This is a genomic window from Streptomyces aculeolatus (assembly GCF_020400605.1).
Taxonomy (GTDB): Bacteria; Actinomycetota; Actinomycetes; order Streptomycetales; family Streptomycetaceae; genus Streptomyces; species Streptomyces aculeolatus.
On sequence record NZ_JAINRD010000003.1, the window covers coordinates 113,096 to 128,316 of the forward strand.

11 protein-coding genes are annotated in these 15,221 nt (G+C 74.1%); 6 read left to right on the forward strand and 5 right to left on the reverse strand.

Features of this window, described 5'->3' with window-relative positions; genetic code table 11:
• Positions 1 to 136: 136 nt before the first annotated feature.
• Both LG396_RS07125 and LG396_RS07130 read right to left on the reverse strand, forming a co-directional pair.
• Positions 137 to 1,588: a WGR domain-containing protein gene (locus LG396_RS07125; RefSeq protein ID WP_225794080.1), complete on the reverse strand. Its 1,452-nt coding sequence runs from the start codon at positions 1,586 to 1,588 to the stop codon at positions 137 to 139.
• 135 nt (positions 1,589 to 1,723) lie between these two features.
• Positions 1,724 to 2,599 (reverse strand): universal stress protein, encoded by an 876-nt coding sequence (locus LG396_RS07130; RefSeq protein ID WP_225794081.1) that lies wholly within the window; start codon positions 2,597 to 2,599, stop codon positions 1,724 to 1,726.
• A gap of 268 nt (positions 2,600 to 2,867) precedes the next feature.
• On the opposite strand from LG396_RS07130, the gene LG396_RS07135 reads away from it, so the two are divergent.
• On the forward strand, positions 2,868 to 3,581 hold the full coding sequence (locus LG396_RS07135) for a CBS domain-containing protein (protein WP_225794082.1): 714 nt from the start codon (positions 2,868 to 2,870) through the stop codon (positions 3,579 to 3,581).
• Positions 3,578 to 4,312: a response regulator gene (locus tag LG396_RS07140; protein ID WP_308190068.1), complete on the forward strand. Its 735-nt coding sequence runs from the start codon at positions 3,578 to 3,580 to the stop codon at positions 4,310 to 4,312. Before LG396_RS07135 ends, LG396_RS07140 begins: the two co-directional genes overlap by 4 nt.
• Before the next feature lie 24 nt (positions 4,313 to 4,336).
• On the opposite strand, the gene LG396_RS07145 is transcribed toward LG396_RS07140, so the two are convergent.
• Positions 4,337 to 5,524, reverse strand: a complete 1,188-nt coding sequence (locus LG396_RS07145; protein ID WP_225794083.1) for a GAF domain-containing sensor histidine kinase — start codon at positions 5,522 to 5,524, stop codon at positions 4,337 to 4,339.
• Positions 5,525 to 5,806: 282 nt separating this feature from the next.
• On the opposite strand from LG396_RS07145, the gene LG396_RS07150 reads away from it, so the two are divergent.
• Positions 5,807 to 6,679, forward strand: coding sequence for a universal stress protein (locus LG396_RS07150; protein WP_225794084.1), 873 nt, complete (start codon positions 5,807 to 5,809; stop codon positions 6,677 to 6,679).
• 21 nt (positions 6,680 to 6,700) lie between these two features.
• Positions 6,701 to 7,375 (forward strand): CBS domain-containing protein, encoded by a 675-nt coding sequence (locus tag LG396_RS07155; protein WP_225794085.1) that lies wholly within the window; start codon positions 6,701 to 6,703, stop codon positions 7,373 to 7,375.
• 47 nt (positions 7,376 to 7,422) lie between these two features.
• Here the strand turns inward: LG396_RS07155 and LG396_RS07160 are convergent, their stop codons facing one another.
• Positions 7,423 to 9,828 (reverse strand): glycoside hydrolase family 65 protein, encoded by a 2,406-nt coding sequence (locus tag LG396_RS07160; RefSeq protein WP_225794086.1) that lies wholly within the window; start codon positions 9,826 to 9,828, stop codon positions 7,423 to 7,425.
• Positions 9,825 to 10,622: an HAD family hydrolase gene (locus LG396_RS07165; RefSeq protein ID WP_225794087.1), complete on the reverse strand. Its 798-nt coding sequence runs from the start codon at positions 10,620 to 10,622 to the stop codon at positions 9,825 to 9,827. The genes LG396_RS07160 and LG396_RS07165 overlap by 4 nt, the downstream gene beginning before the upstream one ends.
• A 211-nt stretch (positions 10,623 to 10,833) precedes the next feature.
• Between LG396_RS07165 and LG396_RS07170 the strand changes: the two genes are divergently transcribed.
• Both LG396_RS07170 and fdhF read left to right on the forward strand, forming a co-directional pair.
• Positions 10,834 to 12,519: an NAD(P)H-dependent oxidoreductase subunit E gene (locus LG396_RS07170; RefSeq protein ID WP_225794088.1), complete on the forward strand. Its 1,686-nt coding sequence runs from the start codon at positions 10,834 to 10,836 to the stop codon at positions 12,517 to 12,519.
• Positions 12,507 to 15,206 carry a formate dehydrogenase subunit alpha gene (fdhF, locus tag LG396_RS07175; RefSeq protein ID WP_225794089.1) on the forward strand — a complete coding sequence of 900 codons (2,700 nt, stop codon included), beginning with the start codon at positions 12,507 to 12,509 and terminating at the stop codon, positions 15,204 to 15,206. The genes LG396_RS07170 and fdhF overlap by 13 nt, the downstream gene beginning before the upstream one ends.
• The last annotated feature ends 15 nt before the right edge of the window (positions 15,207 to 15,221 follow it).

Below are 15,221 nucleotides of genomic sequence, written 5' to 3' on the forward strand. Positions count from 1 at the left end.
ACTTTCAAGGCCAGCAGTTGAAAACCCCCCGGCACCTCCCGCCGGCCCACGGCTCGCCCTGGCACCCCACGGATGCACCGCACCACTGCCGCGCGCAGGCGCGGGAGGGTGCCGGGCGGTGCCGGGCGCGGCCGGGTCAGAGCAGCCGGCGGATCTCGCCGCGGACCCGGTAGAAGCCGCCGGCCGCCGCGTGCAGGGCGTCCACGACGTAGCGCGCTCCCGGTTCCCGTATCGCCCTCGGGAACTGGACGTTCCACGACGGGTGGTAGCCCTCGGACACCACGTGCACGCGCATGCGGCCGCCGTCCTGTATGCACTCGACGACGACGGCCCCGGCGGGGGCGTGGGCGACGGTGGCCACCGCGGCCACCGCGGTGGCCGGCGCGTACGTCGGCAGGGCGGCGTCGAGTTTGACGTCCCGCGCCACCGGCACCGTGCCCTGCTGCGCCGCCGCGATGGCCGCTTCGCTCGCGTCCACGCACACCAGTGAGCCGTCGGTGGTCACCAGGTACAGCCGCTCGTCGCGGTACTGCATCGAGAGCGCCGAGCCGCCGCCCGTGCCGAGCTTCCACAGGCGTGCGCCGTCCCGGTCGAAGCAGTAGACGGAGGACTGCGAGTCACCCGCGAAGACGAAGCGGCCACCGGGCGACGTGGCGCACGAGTACACCGCGCTGTCGCAGGTGTACTTGGCCTCGATGGCGCCGGTGGCCTTCGAGAGCCGCTGGGTGACGTGGTGCGCGGTGCCCGCGTACACGGCGTCGTCCTCCTGCCAGCCGAACAGGACGCCGCCGCGGGTGGGGGTGTGCCACAACTCGCCGCTGCCGTCGGGCGCGTAGGCGGTGACGCCGCGGTGGTGGCCGTGGTAGACGGCCCGTTCGTCGGCGCGGACCAGCCAGGCGTGCTGGCCCTGGCTGCGGCGGGCCCACTGGTGCTCGTCCTCGTGGTCGATGACCGTGAGCAGGCCGGCGCGGTCCGAGACGTTCAGCACGCCCTCGTGGATGTCCAGCCAGAAGATGTCGACGTCCGCCGCGATGTCGTACGCGGCGAACGGCAGCTTCGAGGAGAGGTCGTAGACCCGGCCGTCGTCGCACCCCGCGTAGATCCAGAAGTCGTCCGCGACCAGGCACTTGACGCCGTCCGGCAGGCCGAACCGGGCGAGGACGCCGCCGTCGTGGTCCAGCGTGTAGACGTCGCCCGCCTGGTTCCCCACCCAGCAGCGCTCGTCGTCGACGTGGATGCCGAACGCCGAGGAGCCCGTGCGGAACCGCCACAGGACGGGGGCCACCGCGCGCGCCGTGGACGGCGCCGAAGCCACCGAACGCCGCGTCACCGCACGCGGGGCGCGCTGTCCCGGCACCGCCGGGGCGTACCCCTTGCGGACCTTCTCCCCCACCTTCTTCGCGGCGGCCGCCTGCGCCTTCTGCGCCGTGGCGAACGTCGTCGTCTGCGTCTGCCCGGCGGCCCCGATCCGCCCGTAACGCACGGTCACCGTCAGGCCGTCGACGCTCACCTCGTAGAACTTGTGCGCGCCGCCGCCCTCTTGGGACAGCTCCAGATACGTCGTCGACACCGCAGTCCCGGCAGCCATGCCAGTCCCCTCCCCAGGCTGGACCCGCCCCGTTCCGGCCGGTCCGAACGCTACGCATCGTATGAGGAGGCACTGACATCGCGGCCGTTCGCCGCCGGCCGGGCACATGCCCGGCGCCGTACGCCGCGGCCGCGCTCAGTGCCTCTCCGGGATCACGGCGACGGGGCACGTGGAGCGGTGCAGGAGCGCGTGCGTCACCCGGCCCAGTTGGAGCCCCGCGTGGCCGCGCCGGCGCGGCGCGCCGAGCACGACGAGCCCGGCTTCCGCGGACGCGCCCATGAGCACGTGGTGGGCCGGCCCCTCGGTGACGCGGCGCTCCACCTCGACGTCCGGGTACGCCCGTTGCGGCTCGTCCAGCACGTCGGTGAGGATCGCCGCCGCCCTCTCCTCGTGGGGCGCCGCCGAGCCGTGTCCGAGGTGGTGTTCCCCCTGCTCGTAGACGGGGCACCGCCAGGCCCGTACCGCCAGCAGCGGGCTGTGCCGTGCCGCCGCCGCACGGAAGGCGAACGCGGTGGCGGCCTGGCCCTCGGCGAGTTCGCTCACTCCGAGGACGACGGGGCGGGACCGGTCGTCCCACGTGTCCTCGTCGCCGTGCACGACGATGACGGGGCAGGCGGCCCGGGCGGCCACCGCGAGGCTCACCGAGCCGAGCAGCAGCGAGGCGGCGCTGCCGTGGCCGCGGGAGCCCGTCACGACGGCGAACGCCGCGTGGCTCTCCTCCTGGAGTGCGGTGGCCGGCTCGTCGGACAGGATCCGGCTGGTCACCTCCAGGTCCGGCCGGCGCCTCTTGGCCCGCGCCACGCCGGACGCGGCGACGTCCTCCGCGAGCGCCTCGTACGGCGGGCGCTCGCCCTCGCCGATCTCGGGGACCTCCGACTCGTACCTCTCCCAGAGGGAGGCGAAGACGACGCGCAGGGGGACGCCGTGCCGGACCGCCTCGTCGGCCGCCAGGTCGACGGCCCGCAGGCTGTGGGGAGAGCCGTCGGTACCGACGACCACGGGGTGTTCCATCACCCTCACGTCCCTTCGTCGGGGTCGTCTCCCGCCCGGCGGCGGGAGCCGCCGCGCTCCCCTCAAGCGTCCGCCGCGGCGGAGCGAGCGGGCGAGGGGCCACCCGTCCCGACTGCGGCCCGAAGGGGCCCGTCCGAAGCGGTGCTTCCCCCTCGCCGTCCGGGTGACAGTTCGGCGCGCACGAGCGGGTTCCGCCGGCGGAGTGGTAACCCGACCTTGCTCGTCCGGTGCGAGGGCTGTGCCCTGTTCCGGCCTCGGAAGGATCGTCATGGACCATTCGCCGTACCTGGTCAGCGACGTGATGACGCAGACGGTCGTCGCGGTCGGGCCGGAGGCTTCTTTCAAGGAGATCGTCGCCGCGATGCGGAAGTGGCGGGTGAGCGCGCTGCCCGTGCTGGAGGGCGACGGCCGTGTCGTCGGCGTGGTGTCGGAGGCCGACCTGCTGCGCAAGGAGGAGTACCGCGACAGCCCGCTGCCCGTGGCGGACCCGGCCCGGTGGCCGGACGGCATCGTCAAGGCCGGTGCGGTGGTCGCACGGGGCCTGATGACCACGCCCGCCGTCTCGGTACGGGCCGACGCCACCCTCGCGGAGGCCGCCCGGGCCATGGCTCTGCGGCGCTTGAAGCGGCTTCCGGTCGTGGACGGCGAGGGGCGGCTGACCGGCATCGTCAGCCGCGGCGATCTGCTGAAGGTCTTCCTCCGGTCCGACCACGACATCGCGGAGGATGTCCGGCGGCAGGTCATCGACCCGCTGTTCCCGCTCGGCGGGGCCACCGTGGACGCCGAGGTCGACGGCGGAGTCGTGACCCTCACGGGCTGGTTCCGCGACACCGCGCTCGTCCCGGTGGCGGCCCGGATGGCGCGGGCGGTCGAAGGCGTCGTGGACGTCGGGTTCCGCCTGGAGCTGCCGGAGGGCCCGCCCGCGGGGACCGCCCGGCGGGACGGCGGGGGCGCGTCGGCGCCTCCGCCCGGGGACCCGTGACCGGGCCGGGCGGGTCCGCCGGGTCCGGCGAGTCCGCCGCGTCCGGCACCTCCGCCAGCGCGCCGATCCGCGTCTTCCTGCTGGACGACCACGAGGTGGTGCGGCGCGGACTGCGGGACCTGCTGGAGGACGAGCCCGACATCCGGGTGGCGGGCGAGGCGTCGACGGCCGATGAGGCCGTGGCCCGGGGTCCCGCGCTCCGGCCCGACGTGGCGGTCCTCGACGTCAGGCTCCCGGACGGCAACGGCGTCGCGGTGTGCCGGGAGCTGCGCTCCCGGATGCCGGACCTGCCGTGCCTCATGCTCACCTCCTTCGACGACGACGAGGCGCTGCTGGACGCGATCCTCGCCGGTGCCGCGGGCTACGTCCTCAAGCAGATCAAGAACTCCGACCTGGTCGCGGCCGTGCGCACGGTCGCGTCGGGGCAGTCGATGCTGGATCCGGCCACGACCGGCCGGCTGCTGGACAGCCTCCGGGGCGAGCCCGAGGAGTCCGGGGAGCAGGGGCCGCTCTCCGGCCTGGCTCCACGGGAGCGGGAGATCCTCGCCCTCATCGGCGAGGGCCTCACCAACCGGGAGATCGGCGATCGGCTGTACCTCTCGGAGAAGACGGTCAAGAACAACATCTCCCGGCTGCTGGGCAAGCTCGGCGTGGAGCGGCGCATCCAGGCCGCGGTGATCGCCACGGAGGAGGGCGTACGGCCGGAGGGCGACGGCACCCGGGACCGCTGATCCCGCGCGCCGCACCGGGTCCGGTCACCGGCGGGCGAGGGGCACCGACCAGGTCACGCGGGTGCCGCCCTCCCGGGGGGCCGCGACCGAGAGCCGGCCGCCGAGCCGCTCCGCGCGGTCCGCGAGGTTCGCGAGGCCGCTGCGCCGGCCGCCGTCCGGCATGCCCACCCCGTCGTCCTGCACCGACAGCGTCGCCGTACCGTCGGTGACGGCCAGGACCACCTCGGCGGTGGTCGCCCGTGCGTGCCGGGCGACGTTGGTGAGCGCCTCCCCCAGCACCGCACGGACGGCGTCGGCGACCTCCGCGGGCACGTCAGTGTCGATGAGGCCCTCCAGCCGGAGGGAGGGGGTGAACCCGAGGGCGGGTACGGCGTCCTCCACCGCCCGGACGACATGGGCGCGCAGGCCGCTGCCCTCCCTCCCCCGCCCGGCCCGGAGACCGAAGATCGTCGAGCGGATGATCCTGGTGGTCTCGTCCAGGTCGTCCACGGCGCGGAGCAGCCGGGCGCGGGCTTCCTCGTGCTCGACGAAGCGCAGCGCGCTCTGCACCGAGATCCCGGTGGCGAACAGCCGCTGGATCGCCAGGTCGTGCAGGTCCCGTGCGATGCGGTCGCGATCCTTCAGCAGCGCGACCTGCTCGGCGTCGCGCCGGTGGTCGGCGAGTTCCATGGCGATCGCGGCGTGCCCCGCGAAGGCGAGCAGCGGGCCGGTCTCCGCCTCGGTGAAGACGTCGAGCGGGTCGCGGCGGGCGAGCAGCAGCACTCCGCGCACCCCTTCCCCGGCGACCATGGGGACGGCGACCGCCGGCCCCAGCCCCCGCGCCCTGGGCGCCCCCGCGGTGATCCGCGGATCACGTGCGAGGTCGGTGCTCGTGATCGGCTTCCCGGCCTCGGCGGCGGCTCCCGCGAACGATCCGCGGCGGGGCAGGAGCCTGCCCCGGTACGTCTCGGCCTCCTTCCCGGAAGCCAGCGCCACCCGCAGCCGTCCGGTGTCGCCCTCGGTGAGGGCGAGGACGCCGAGGTCCGTGCGGAGGATACGGCGGGCGCGCCCGACGATCATCTCCAGGACGGCGGGTTCCTCCCGCCCGGCGAGCAGGGCGGCCGTGACGTCCGCGTTGGCCTCGAGCCACCGTTCGGTGAACCGCGGCTGTTCCGGTCGGCGTGCCGACCCGGCCGGCCGCGTCCCGTACGGCCGCACACTCCGATCGCTCACCGGACCTCCGTGACGGCTCACCCCCCGCGCCCCTTTTCTCACCTTAGCGCCGGGTTTTCCGCCTTGCTCCCGGAGCGGGGCACGCTACTCGCCGGGACGATCACGAAGCGTCATGGCCGTACGGGAGGACCGGTGCCCGAAGGTCCCTGCGATCAACCCCTCCGGCCCTCGTGGCCCACCCCCTCGCGGCGGCAGCCTGAAGGTGCGGCACAGCTGATGCCGCGACGCTCTTCCGTGACCGGGCCGCACCAGCCGCCCGGTCGGCTCCCCGGGGAGGCAGCAATGGCAGCGCGGCACGTGGTGGTCGGCGTGGACGGGTCGGATCCGAGCATGGCCGCCGTCCGGTGGGCGGCAGCGGAGGCGGCGTCACGCCGGATCTCCCTGCGCATCGTCCACGCGGAGGCATCGCTCTCGGGCAACCGGCAGGCCGGCCCCGCCGGCTCCCTGCACGACGAGTGGGTCCGGGAGCGGATCGCCCACGCATGCCGGGAGACCGCGGAACGGTACCCGGAGGTGGAGATCAGCGGCGGCGCCACGACGGAGACGGCGGTGAAGGCCCTGCTGGAGGCGGCGGAGGACGAAGAGCTGCTCGTGCTGGGGTCGCGGGGTGTCGGGGTGGCCACGGGCTTCTTCACCGGGAGCGTGGCGCTGCCGGTGGTCGCGCACGCCACCGGGCCCACCGTCCTGGTACGGGAGGACTGGCACCCGGACACCGCGGACCTCGATCTCCCCGTGGTGGCGGGGGTGGATCTCGACCACGGCTTCGACCCCGTCCTGGAGTTCGCCTTCGACGCCGCCCACCGGACGGGCAGCGTGCTCCGCGTCGTCCACATGTGGCGGCGCTCGTCCGTCTACGCCTACCCGTCGGCGCTGCCGGACCCGAAGGTCGGCGCCGATCTCAAGGCCGTCGCGCGGGAGAACCTCGACTCCGCCGTCGACCGCTGGCAGGCGCGCTATCCCGATGTGGTGACGGAGCGGGACCTGCTGGACGGCGAGGTGGCGCCCGGTCTGCTGGAAGAGGCCGCCGGTGCCCGGCTGCTGGTCGGTGGCCGCCGCATGCACAAGCGCCTGAAGTTCCCGACGCTGATCGGCCCGGTGACGCACGCCCTGATGCACCACGCCATCGCGCCCGTCGCCGTCGTCCCGCACGAGTGACAACCCGAGCGTGGAGGGAAGATGCAACACCGCAAAGTCAGCGATCTGATGACGCGGCATGTCGTCAGCGCCCGTTACGACGCCCCGTTCAAAGAGGTCGCCCGTCTGCTGACCGAGAACGAGATCGCCGCACTCCCCGTGGTCGATGACGGCGGCCGGCCCGTCGGCGTGGTGTCGGAAGCCGACCTGCTGCGGAAGGCCAGCGACCAGCCCGGGATCGGCGGCCGGGTCCCTCTGCCGCCTCTCGAGGCGTGGGAGCGCGCCAAGGCCCAGGGTGCCCGTGCCGGGGAACTGATGTCGGCTCCCGCCGTCTGTGCCCGCCCCGACTGGAACGTCGTCGAAGCAGCCCAACTCATGGAGGTGCAGCGCATCAAGCGATTGCCGGTCGTGGACGATACGGACCGGCTCCTCGGCATCATCAGCCGCCGGGACCTGCTCCAGATCTTCCTCCGCAAGGACGACGCCATCCGGGAGGAGATCGAGCACGACATCCTGCAGCAGACCTTGGGACTGGGCCCCTCACAGGTGTCCGTTGCCGTGCGGGGCGGCCGGGTGGAGTTGCGGGGCGTCATCGAGACCAGGAGCCTGATCCCGATCGTCGTACGGCTCTGCGGCGCGGTGGACGGCGTGGTCGGCGTCGCCGACCATCTGTCCTTCCAGGTGGACGACGTCGGCCGCACTCCGCTCGGGGCCTGAGCCCTCGGGAAGGCGTGCACTGCCGGGTCCGGTGCCGGAAACGTCGTTCAGACGTCGGGGAGCCGGAGTCGGCGGGACTCACCTGGCTCCACATTTACGGTGCGGTGGGGCAGGACGAGGGTCAGCGGCGGCTCTGTGGACGGTGGGACGGACACGTGGAGCCGGCCGGCCCGCAGGCCCAGTTCGATGCCTTCGTGCCCGCGGTAGCGCACGCGGAGCACGTACTCGGACATCTGCGGCATCGGCACGGGGTCGAGCCACAGCGCGTCCTCGCGCGTCGCCAGCCCGGTCAGGCCGCGCTGGACCATGTCGAGGGTGCCGGCCATCGCGCCCAGGTGGATGCCCTCACCGGTGGTGCCGCCCTGGATGTCGGCCACGTCGCTGGTGAGCGCTTCCAGGCAGTAGCTCCAGGCCGTGCTTCGGCGGGCGCGGGCGAGGACCCAGCCGTGCACGAGGCTGGAGAGGGTCGAGCCGTGGCTGGTACGGGCGAGGTAGTAGTCGACGGTGCGGCGCCACAACTCGTCGTCGAAGCGGTGCCCGAGCCGTCCGAAGACGTCCGCCAGCTCCGCCCGGGAGAAGAGGTAGCCGAGCATGAGGACGTCCGCCTGCTTCGACGCCTGGTAGCGGTTGACCGTGTCGCCTTCGGCCTCCAGGATCCGGTCGAGGCGGCGGATGTCGCCGTAGCGGCTCCGGTAGCCGTCCCAGTCGAACTCGGCGAGCGCGCCGTAGCCCTCGAACTGGCTGATCACGTCGCCGTGGAAGGGCACGTGGAGGGTGCGGGAGACCTCCTCCCAGCGCGCCGTCTCCTCCTTCCCCAGCGCCAGGTGTTCCGCCAGCTCGCGCCGGCGCGCCTCGGGCAGCCCGGCGAGCAGATCGAGTGCGCGCTCCAGCACCCAGGCGGCGAGGACGTTGGTGTACGCGTTGTCGTCGAGCCCCGGGCGGGAGGCGTCCGGGTAGGCGTCGTGGTACTCGTCCGGGCCGAGCACCCCGCGGATGCGGTGGCGGCCGTACGCGGGGTCCCAGACGGCGAGACCGGCGAAGAACCGCGCGATCTCCAGCACCATCTCGGCGCCCCTGCCGTGCAGATACACGGTGTCGCCGGTGGCCTGGCAGTACTGCCAGACGTTGTAGGCGACAGCCAGCCCCACATGGTGCTGCAGCCGGCTGTGGTCCGGCAGCCAGCGGCGCGAGCGCGGGTTGAGGTGCACCTCCTGGGCCTCCTCGCGGCCGTCGCTGCCGCTCTGCCAGGGGTACATGGCGCCGCGGTGCCCGGCCGCGGCGGCGGCCCGGCGGGCCGCGGGCAGGCGCCGGTGGCGGTAGTCGAGCAGGGCGCGGGAGACCTCCGGCAGGTGGAGGTTCAGATAGGGGAGCACGAACAGCTCGTCCCAGAAGACGTGCCCGCGGTACGCCTCGCCGTGCAGGCCGCGCGCGGGCACCCCGGCGTCCAGCCGGGCGGTGTGCGGGGAGAGGGTCTGCAGCAGGTGGAAGGTGTGCAGCCGCAGGACGGCCCCGGCTTCGCCGGGCACGCACAGCTCGCTGCGCTGCCACAGCCGCTCCCAGGCGGCGGAGTGGGACTCCAGCAGGGCCGTGAAGTCCGGGCTCCGGGAGGCGCATGCCCTGGCGGCGGGGAGCGGGTCGCCGGTCGCCGGGTCCCCCGAGGTGTAAAGGGCCGCGGTCTTCTCGACGACGACGGGCTCCCCCGCCGCCGCACGGACGGTCAGCACCCGTGCGGCGCGCGAGTCACCGTGCCGCACAGGACGCGAGCCGGTGGAAGCGCCTGTGGTGACCTCGGTACGGGCCGCCAGCGCAATCCGTACACCGGAATTACTGGTGCGACAGCAAAGCCACACCGTGCCCGGCTCATCGGCGCCGGTGCGGACGCGCGTGAGATGACGCCCGGCGAGGGACCGGTAGCGCTCGACACCGGAGTTGGTCACGGAGCCGTCCAGCGCGCTCTCGATCTCCAGCGTTCCCGACCAGCCGAGCGGGGTCAACGCGGTACGCAGCGCCGCCAGGTGCGGGCTGCCCATGTGCACCAGGCGCTTCTCGGACAGCCCGATCCTGTGCCCCTCGGGGTCGGTGAAGATCGCGCTGCGCTCCAGCACCCCGGTACGCAGCCGCAGGCACAGCCGGTACGCGGCGGGATCGGCGTCGGCAGTGGTCAGCCAGGGGCCGGGAGCGCCGGTGCGGGGGCGGGCGCGGAAGCGCAGCGGCAGCCAGTTGGGCAGGTTGACCATGTCCTCGTTCGCGACCCGGCGGCCGGCCACGGTGGAGGTGAGACGGTTGTAGACGCCGGCGGCGTATGTGCCCGGGTAGTGGGTCCCGTCGGCGGCGGACTCGGCAGCGGCGCCGCGCGTGGCGAAGTAGCCGTTGCCCAGCGTGCAGAGCGCCTCGCGCAGCCGTTCCTGCCGCGGGTCGTAGCCCTCGTATGTCCAGGTCCAGTCGTCGCTCACGGGTCGAGCAGCTCCGCCGGATCGCGGACCACCAGATGTGCGCCCGACCTGCTCAGGTCCGCAGCGCTCGACCCGGTTCCGGTGCGGTCCACCCCCACGACCAGAGCGAAGCCGCCGTTCCGGGCGGCTTCGACGCCGGCGAGGGCGTCCTCGACCACCGCGGTCTCGCGTGGTGCCGCCCGCAGTCGGCGGGCGGCTTCGAGGAAGAGGTCCGGCGCGGGCTTGCCCTTCAGGCCGAGGCGGGCGCTGTCGGCGCCGTCCACCAGGCAGGCGAAGCAGTCCCGTACACCGGCGCGGAACAGCAGGTCACGGGCGTGCCGGGAGGCGGAGACGGCCCCGCACGGCACGCCGGCCCGACGCAGCCGGTCCAGCAGCCGCACGGTGCCCGGGTACGCCTCCACACCGTGCTCCGCGAGGTGGGCGGTGAAGGCCGCCTCCTTGGCCGCGGCGACGGCCCGCACGCTGCCGGTGCCCGGGGGATCCCCGGGCCCGCCGGGCGGCAGGGCCATGCGGCGGGCGGCGAGGAAGGCCGTCGCACCGTCGATGCGGGACCTGCCGTCGACGTACCTCCGGTAGTCCTCGACGGGGTCGAACGGTCCGCGCAGCGCCGGGTCGGCGGGCGGGTGGGCGCGCAGGGCGGCGTCGAAGGCGAGCTGCCAGGCGGCGGCGTGGACCCGGGCCGAGTCGGTGATGACGCCGTCGGTGTCGAACACCACGGCGCGCAGGCCGCGCATCCGCGGCACCAGCCCGGACCGGGGCGTGCCGGACGGTTCGCCGGGGGCAGCCGAGGTCATCGAATCCGCCTCCTCTCCTGCGTAACGTACGGCCGTCCAGCCACCGCGGCGGGCACCCGCCCGCGAGTGACTGCCCGCAGAAACCCAACAACACCTGGATGCCGCCGTCACCGTCGTCCGGACCCGGCCCGAGCCCGGACCGCAGCACCACCACCGAATACACTTTGCCCTGATTGTGTCGCTTTGCACCAAATCATTTGGGGATGAGGGCATGACTCCCACAGCTCCCGGGGACCGCTTCGACGCCTTTCGCTCGCTGGCCGGCCGGCGCGGACGGCCGGGACACCAGTTGCTGGAGTCCCTGGCCAGGACCAGGTCGGGCACGGCAGAAGAGCCCGGAGCCTGGGCCCCGGCGGTCGCCACAGGCCTGGGGCTGCCCGCTGCCGCCGGGCTCGGGCCGGCGACCTACTACGAGGACCTCGCCACCCCGCACGGGCTCCGTCACGTTCGCGTCTGCACGGCGACGGCATGCTTCGCCGCCCGGGCCGGACGTCACCTGACGGAGGCGGAGGAGGCGCTGGGCGTCCGTGCCGGCACGGCCTCGCCGGACGGGAGGACATCGCTGCAACCCGTCCGCTGCCTGGGGTACTGCTACGCAGGTCCCGCAGCGCTCGACGGCGACACCCCCTGCACCGGTCCGACGCTCGCCGGTCAGCTCGCGGGACGCACCCCCGCCCGGGATCCCGCCGTCCCGGTGGCCGACGACACCGGCGATCCGGTGCTGCTGGGAGGGGCGGTGGCCGGCGATCCGGCATGGCAGGTGTGGCCGCGTATCGTCACCACGGGCGCGGCTGACGAGGTTCGGGCGCAGGTGGCCGCGTCCGGGCTGCGGGGCCGCGGGGGCGCTGGTTTCGGGGTGGCCGCGAAGTGGGAGGCGGCCGGCCTGGCGCCCGGCAGCGTGGTCGTGGCCAACGGGGACGAGGGCGATCCCGGGTCCTACGCCGATCGGCTGCTGATGGAGCGGGACCCGCAGCGGGTGCTGGAAGGGCTGGCGCTTGCCTGCCTCGCCTGTGCGGCCGAACAGGGTGTGGTGCTGGTGCGCTCGGAGTATCCGCACGCGCTGGCACGGATGCGGGAAGCGGTCCGGCAAGCCTACGCCGACGGCCACTTCGGGCCGTCGGTGCACGGGACGGACACAGCCCTGCACGTCGTCGTCGTGGCCGGCGCCGGATCGTACGTGGCGGGTGAGGAGACCGCCCTGATCGCCGGGCTGGAGGGGGACCGGGGCTGCGCCCGGCCGCGTCCGCCCTACCCGACCGATCGCGGTCTGTGGGACGCGCCGACGGTGGTGAACAACGTCGAGACTCTTGCCTCCGTCCCGTGGATCGTCGCGCGCGGCGGTGATGCGTACGCGCGCCGCGGGGTGCCGGGCGAGACCGGGACGAAACTGGTGTGCCTGTCGGAGCGGTTCGCCCGGCCCGGCGCGTACGAGGTCGAACTCGGTACGTCGCTGCTACGGATCGTCACCGAGCTGGGCGGCGGCCTCAAGGACGGCGGCGAACCGGCCGCGGTGCAGATCGGCGGACCCCTGGGAGGGTTCCTCGGCCCGGACGATCTGGATGTGCCCCTGACCACCGCCGGCCTGGCCGCCCGGGGAGCCGCACTCGGCCATGCCGGGCTCGTCGCCTTCGACCGGCACGTGGCCGCGGAGGACGTACTGCGGCACATCTGGCAGTTCGCGGCGGCGGAGAGCTGCGGCGCCTGCTCTCCCTGCCGCGTGGGCGCGCGCCGCGGCCTGGAGCTGTCCTCCACCGGAATCCCGCCCGGACCGGAATGGGAACGGCTCGGCCGGCTGCTGGCCGAGGCGAGCCTGTGCGCCTTCGGCCGGCGGATCCCCTCCGCCGTGCACAGCCTTGCCCGTGCCTACGGCAACCGTCCGGCGGGATGGGCATCGTGAAGTCGGCCGGGCAGTTCACGGTCGACGTCGACGGCGTCGCCGTCGAGGTGCTCCCGGGTGCCTCCCTGCTCACGGCGACGCGGGCGGCGGGAACCGACCTGCCCGCACTCTGCTCCGACGACCGGATCAGCCCGGCCGGGTCCTGCCGCACGTGCCTGGTGAGTGCCGACGGGCGGACCGTGGCGGCCTGCGTGACCCCGGCCTCGCCGGGCATGCGCGTCCAGACCGGCACCGACGGCCTCCGGCGCGTGCGCCGGGACGCGGTGGCCCTCATCGCCTCCGCGCTGCCGGCCCGCGCGCTGGCGGAGGGCAACCCCAGCGAACTGGCGCACGTCTGCCGGTCGATGGGTCTCGGTCCCGAGACGGCCCGGGGCGCCGGGGGCCAAGGGGAGGACCTCTCCCATCCGTACGTCCATCTGGACCGGGACCTGTGCATCGCCTGCGGGCGGTGCGTGCGCATGTGCGCCGAGGTCCAGGGCACTTTCGCCCTCACCCTGACCGGCCGCGGAGCCGGCACCGTGGCCGCGCCCGGCACCGGGGGCCCCTGGGCCGCCTCGGACTGCGTCTCGTGCGGCGGCTGCGTCGACACCTGCCCCACCGGAGCGATCACCGAGCCGGGCCCCGGACGCGGCCTCACCTCCGCACACCGCCCGGCCGCGACCCGTACGACATGCGGATACTGCGGTGTCGGCTGTTCCCTCGACGTCGTCACGTCCGGCGGCGGTGTCGCGGCTGTCCTGCCGGCCCCCGACGGTCCGGTCAACCGGGGTCACGCCTGCGTCAAGGGACGCTTCGCCCACGGCTACCTCACCTCCCCCGAACGGCTGACCCGCCCGCTGCTCCGCCGCGACGGCCACCTGGAGCCCGTCGGCTGGGACGAAGCGCTCGGCGAGGTCGCCCGGGGGATGCGCGCGGCCGTTGCGGCCGGGGGCGCGGACGCCGTGGCGGCGATCTCCTCTGCCCGCGCCACGAACGAGGAGAACTACCTCCTGCAGAAGTTCATGCGGGTCGTTATCGGCACCAACAACGTGGACAACTGCTCACGGCTGTGCCACTCCCCGTCCGCCGCCGGCCTGACCGCCTCCTTCGGCCTGCCCGGCGGCACCGACTCCTTCGACGGGGTCGAGGAATCCGACTGCCTGCTGGTAGTCGGCGCCAACCCCGTCGAAGCCCACCCGGTGGTCGGGGCGCGGTTGCTGCGGAAGGTGCTCCGCGGAGCCGGGCTGGTGGTCGCCGACCCCCGTGCGGTCGGGCTCGCCCAGCACGCGGACGTACACCTGCGGCCCCGGCCCGGCACCAACGTCGCGCTCTTCCACGGGCTCGGCCACGTCCTCGTCGCCGAAGGGCTGGCCGACCAGGAGTTCCTGCGCGAGCGGGCCGCGGGGCTGCCGGAGCTCACCGAGCTCCTGGAGGACTACCCTCCCGACCGGGTCACGGAAATCACCGGCGTACCGGCGGACGACCTGGTCACCGCAGCCCGGCTGTACGGACGCGCCCTGCGGCCCGCGATCGTCTACGGCCTGGGCGTCACAGAGCACCTGCACGGCACCGACGGGGTGCGGTCCCTGGCCAACCTGGCGATCCTGCGCGGCGCCGTCGGCACCGACCGCGGTTACGGTGTCAACCCGCTGCGCGGCCAGAACAACGTCCAGGGTGCCTCCGATATGGGTGCGCTGCCCGACCTCCTGCCCGGTTACGGCAAGGTAGGCAACCCGGCCGTGCGGGCGCGGGCGGAGGCGGTCTGGGGCTCGCCGGTCGCAAAGCGCCCCGGTCTGCGGATTCCGGACATGTTCGACGCCGCCCGGACGGGGGCGCTGCGGGCGCTGTGGATCATCGGCGAGGACGTCTGCGCCACCGATCCCGACACCGACCAGGTGGTCCGTGCGCTGGACGCGTGCCCGCTCGTGGTGTGCAACGAGCTGTTCCTGTCGGAGACGGCACGCCGGGCCGACATCGTGCTCCCCGTCGCGTCCTGGCTGGAGAAGGACGGCACCTTCGTCAACTTCGACCGCCGGTTCCAGCGGGTTCGCCCCGCCGTCCTGCCGCCGGACGGGGTGCGCAGCGACTACGACGTCGTACAGGCCGTCGCCTCGGCCATGGGCACCGGCCTCGGCTGCCCCACCCCGGCCGACGCACTGGCCGAGTGCGGACGGGTCGCCCCCGTCTTCGCGGGTCTCTCCCACGGCCGGCTGGACCGGGAGGGCGCCGTCCCGGCGCCCTGTCCAGACCCGGGGCGACCGGGTGAAGCCAAGCTGTACACGAAAGATTTCGCCACGGCGGACGGGCGGGCGCACCTCGCCGCGGCACCGTACCTTCCGCCGGGTGAACGGCCCGACGACGAGTACCCGCTGCTGCTGGTCACGGGCCGACGCTGGGCGCACTACAACTCCGGCGGCATGACCAGGCGCGGCGGCAACCTCGCACTCGACCCGGACGATGTCCTCGACCTGCACCCGGACGACGCGGCCCGGTACCGGGTCCCGGACGGCGCGGCACTCACCGTGGCGAGCCGGCACGGCGAGGCCAGGCTCGTCGCCCGGGTCGGCGAGGTGACGGCGCCCGGACAGGTCTTCTGTTCCTTCCACTTCCCCGCGAGCGGGGTGAACCGCCTGACCTCAGGACATGCCGACACCGTCACGTCCTGCCCCGAGTACAAGGTCACGGCGGTACGGGTGACGGTGCGATGAGTACTCCGCGTGCCG

What these genes read in the sequence shown, in the direction of transcription:
- LG396_RS07165 (WP_225794087.1), bottom strand. Translation starts at nt 10,622, where the DNA reads ATGACCTCGGCTGCCCCCGGCGAACCGTCCGGCACGCCCCGGTCCGGG.
- LG396_RS07130 (WP_225794081.1), bottom strand. Translation starts at nt 2,599, where the DNA reads ATGGAACACCCCGTGGTCGTCGGTACCGACGGCTCTCCCCACAGCCTG.
- fdhF (WP_225794089.1), top strand. Translation starts at nt 12,507, where the DNA reads ATGGGCATCGTGAAGTCGGCCGGGCAGTTCACGGTCGACGTCGACGGC.
- LG396_RS07135 (WP_225794082.1), top strand. Translation starts at nt 2,868, where the DNA reads ATGGACCATTCGCCGTACCTGGTCAGCGACGTGATGACGCAGACGGTC.
- LG396_RS07150 (WP_225794084.1), top strand. Translation starts at nt 5,807, where the DNA reads ATGGCAGCGCGGCACGTGGTGGTCGGCGTGGACGGGTCGGATCCGAGC.
- LG396_RS07125 (WP_225794080.1), bottom strand. Translation starts at nt 1,588, where the DNA reads ATGGCTGCCGGGACTGCGGTGTCGACGACGTATCTGGAGCTGTCCCAA.
- LG396_RS07170 (WP_225794088.1), top strand. Translation starts at nt 10,834, where the DNA reads ATGACTCCCACAGCTCCCGGGGACCGCTTCGACGCCTTTCGCTCGCTG.
- LG396_RS07155 (WP_225794085.1), top strand. Translation starts at nt 6,701, where the DNA reads ATGCAACACCGCAAAGTCAGCGATCTGATGACGCGGCATGTCGTCAGC.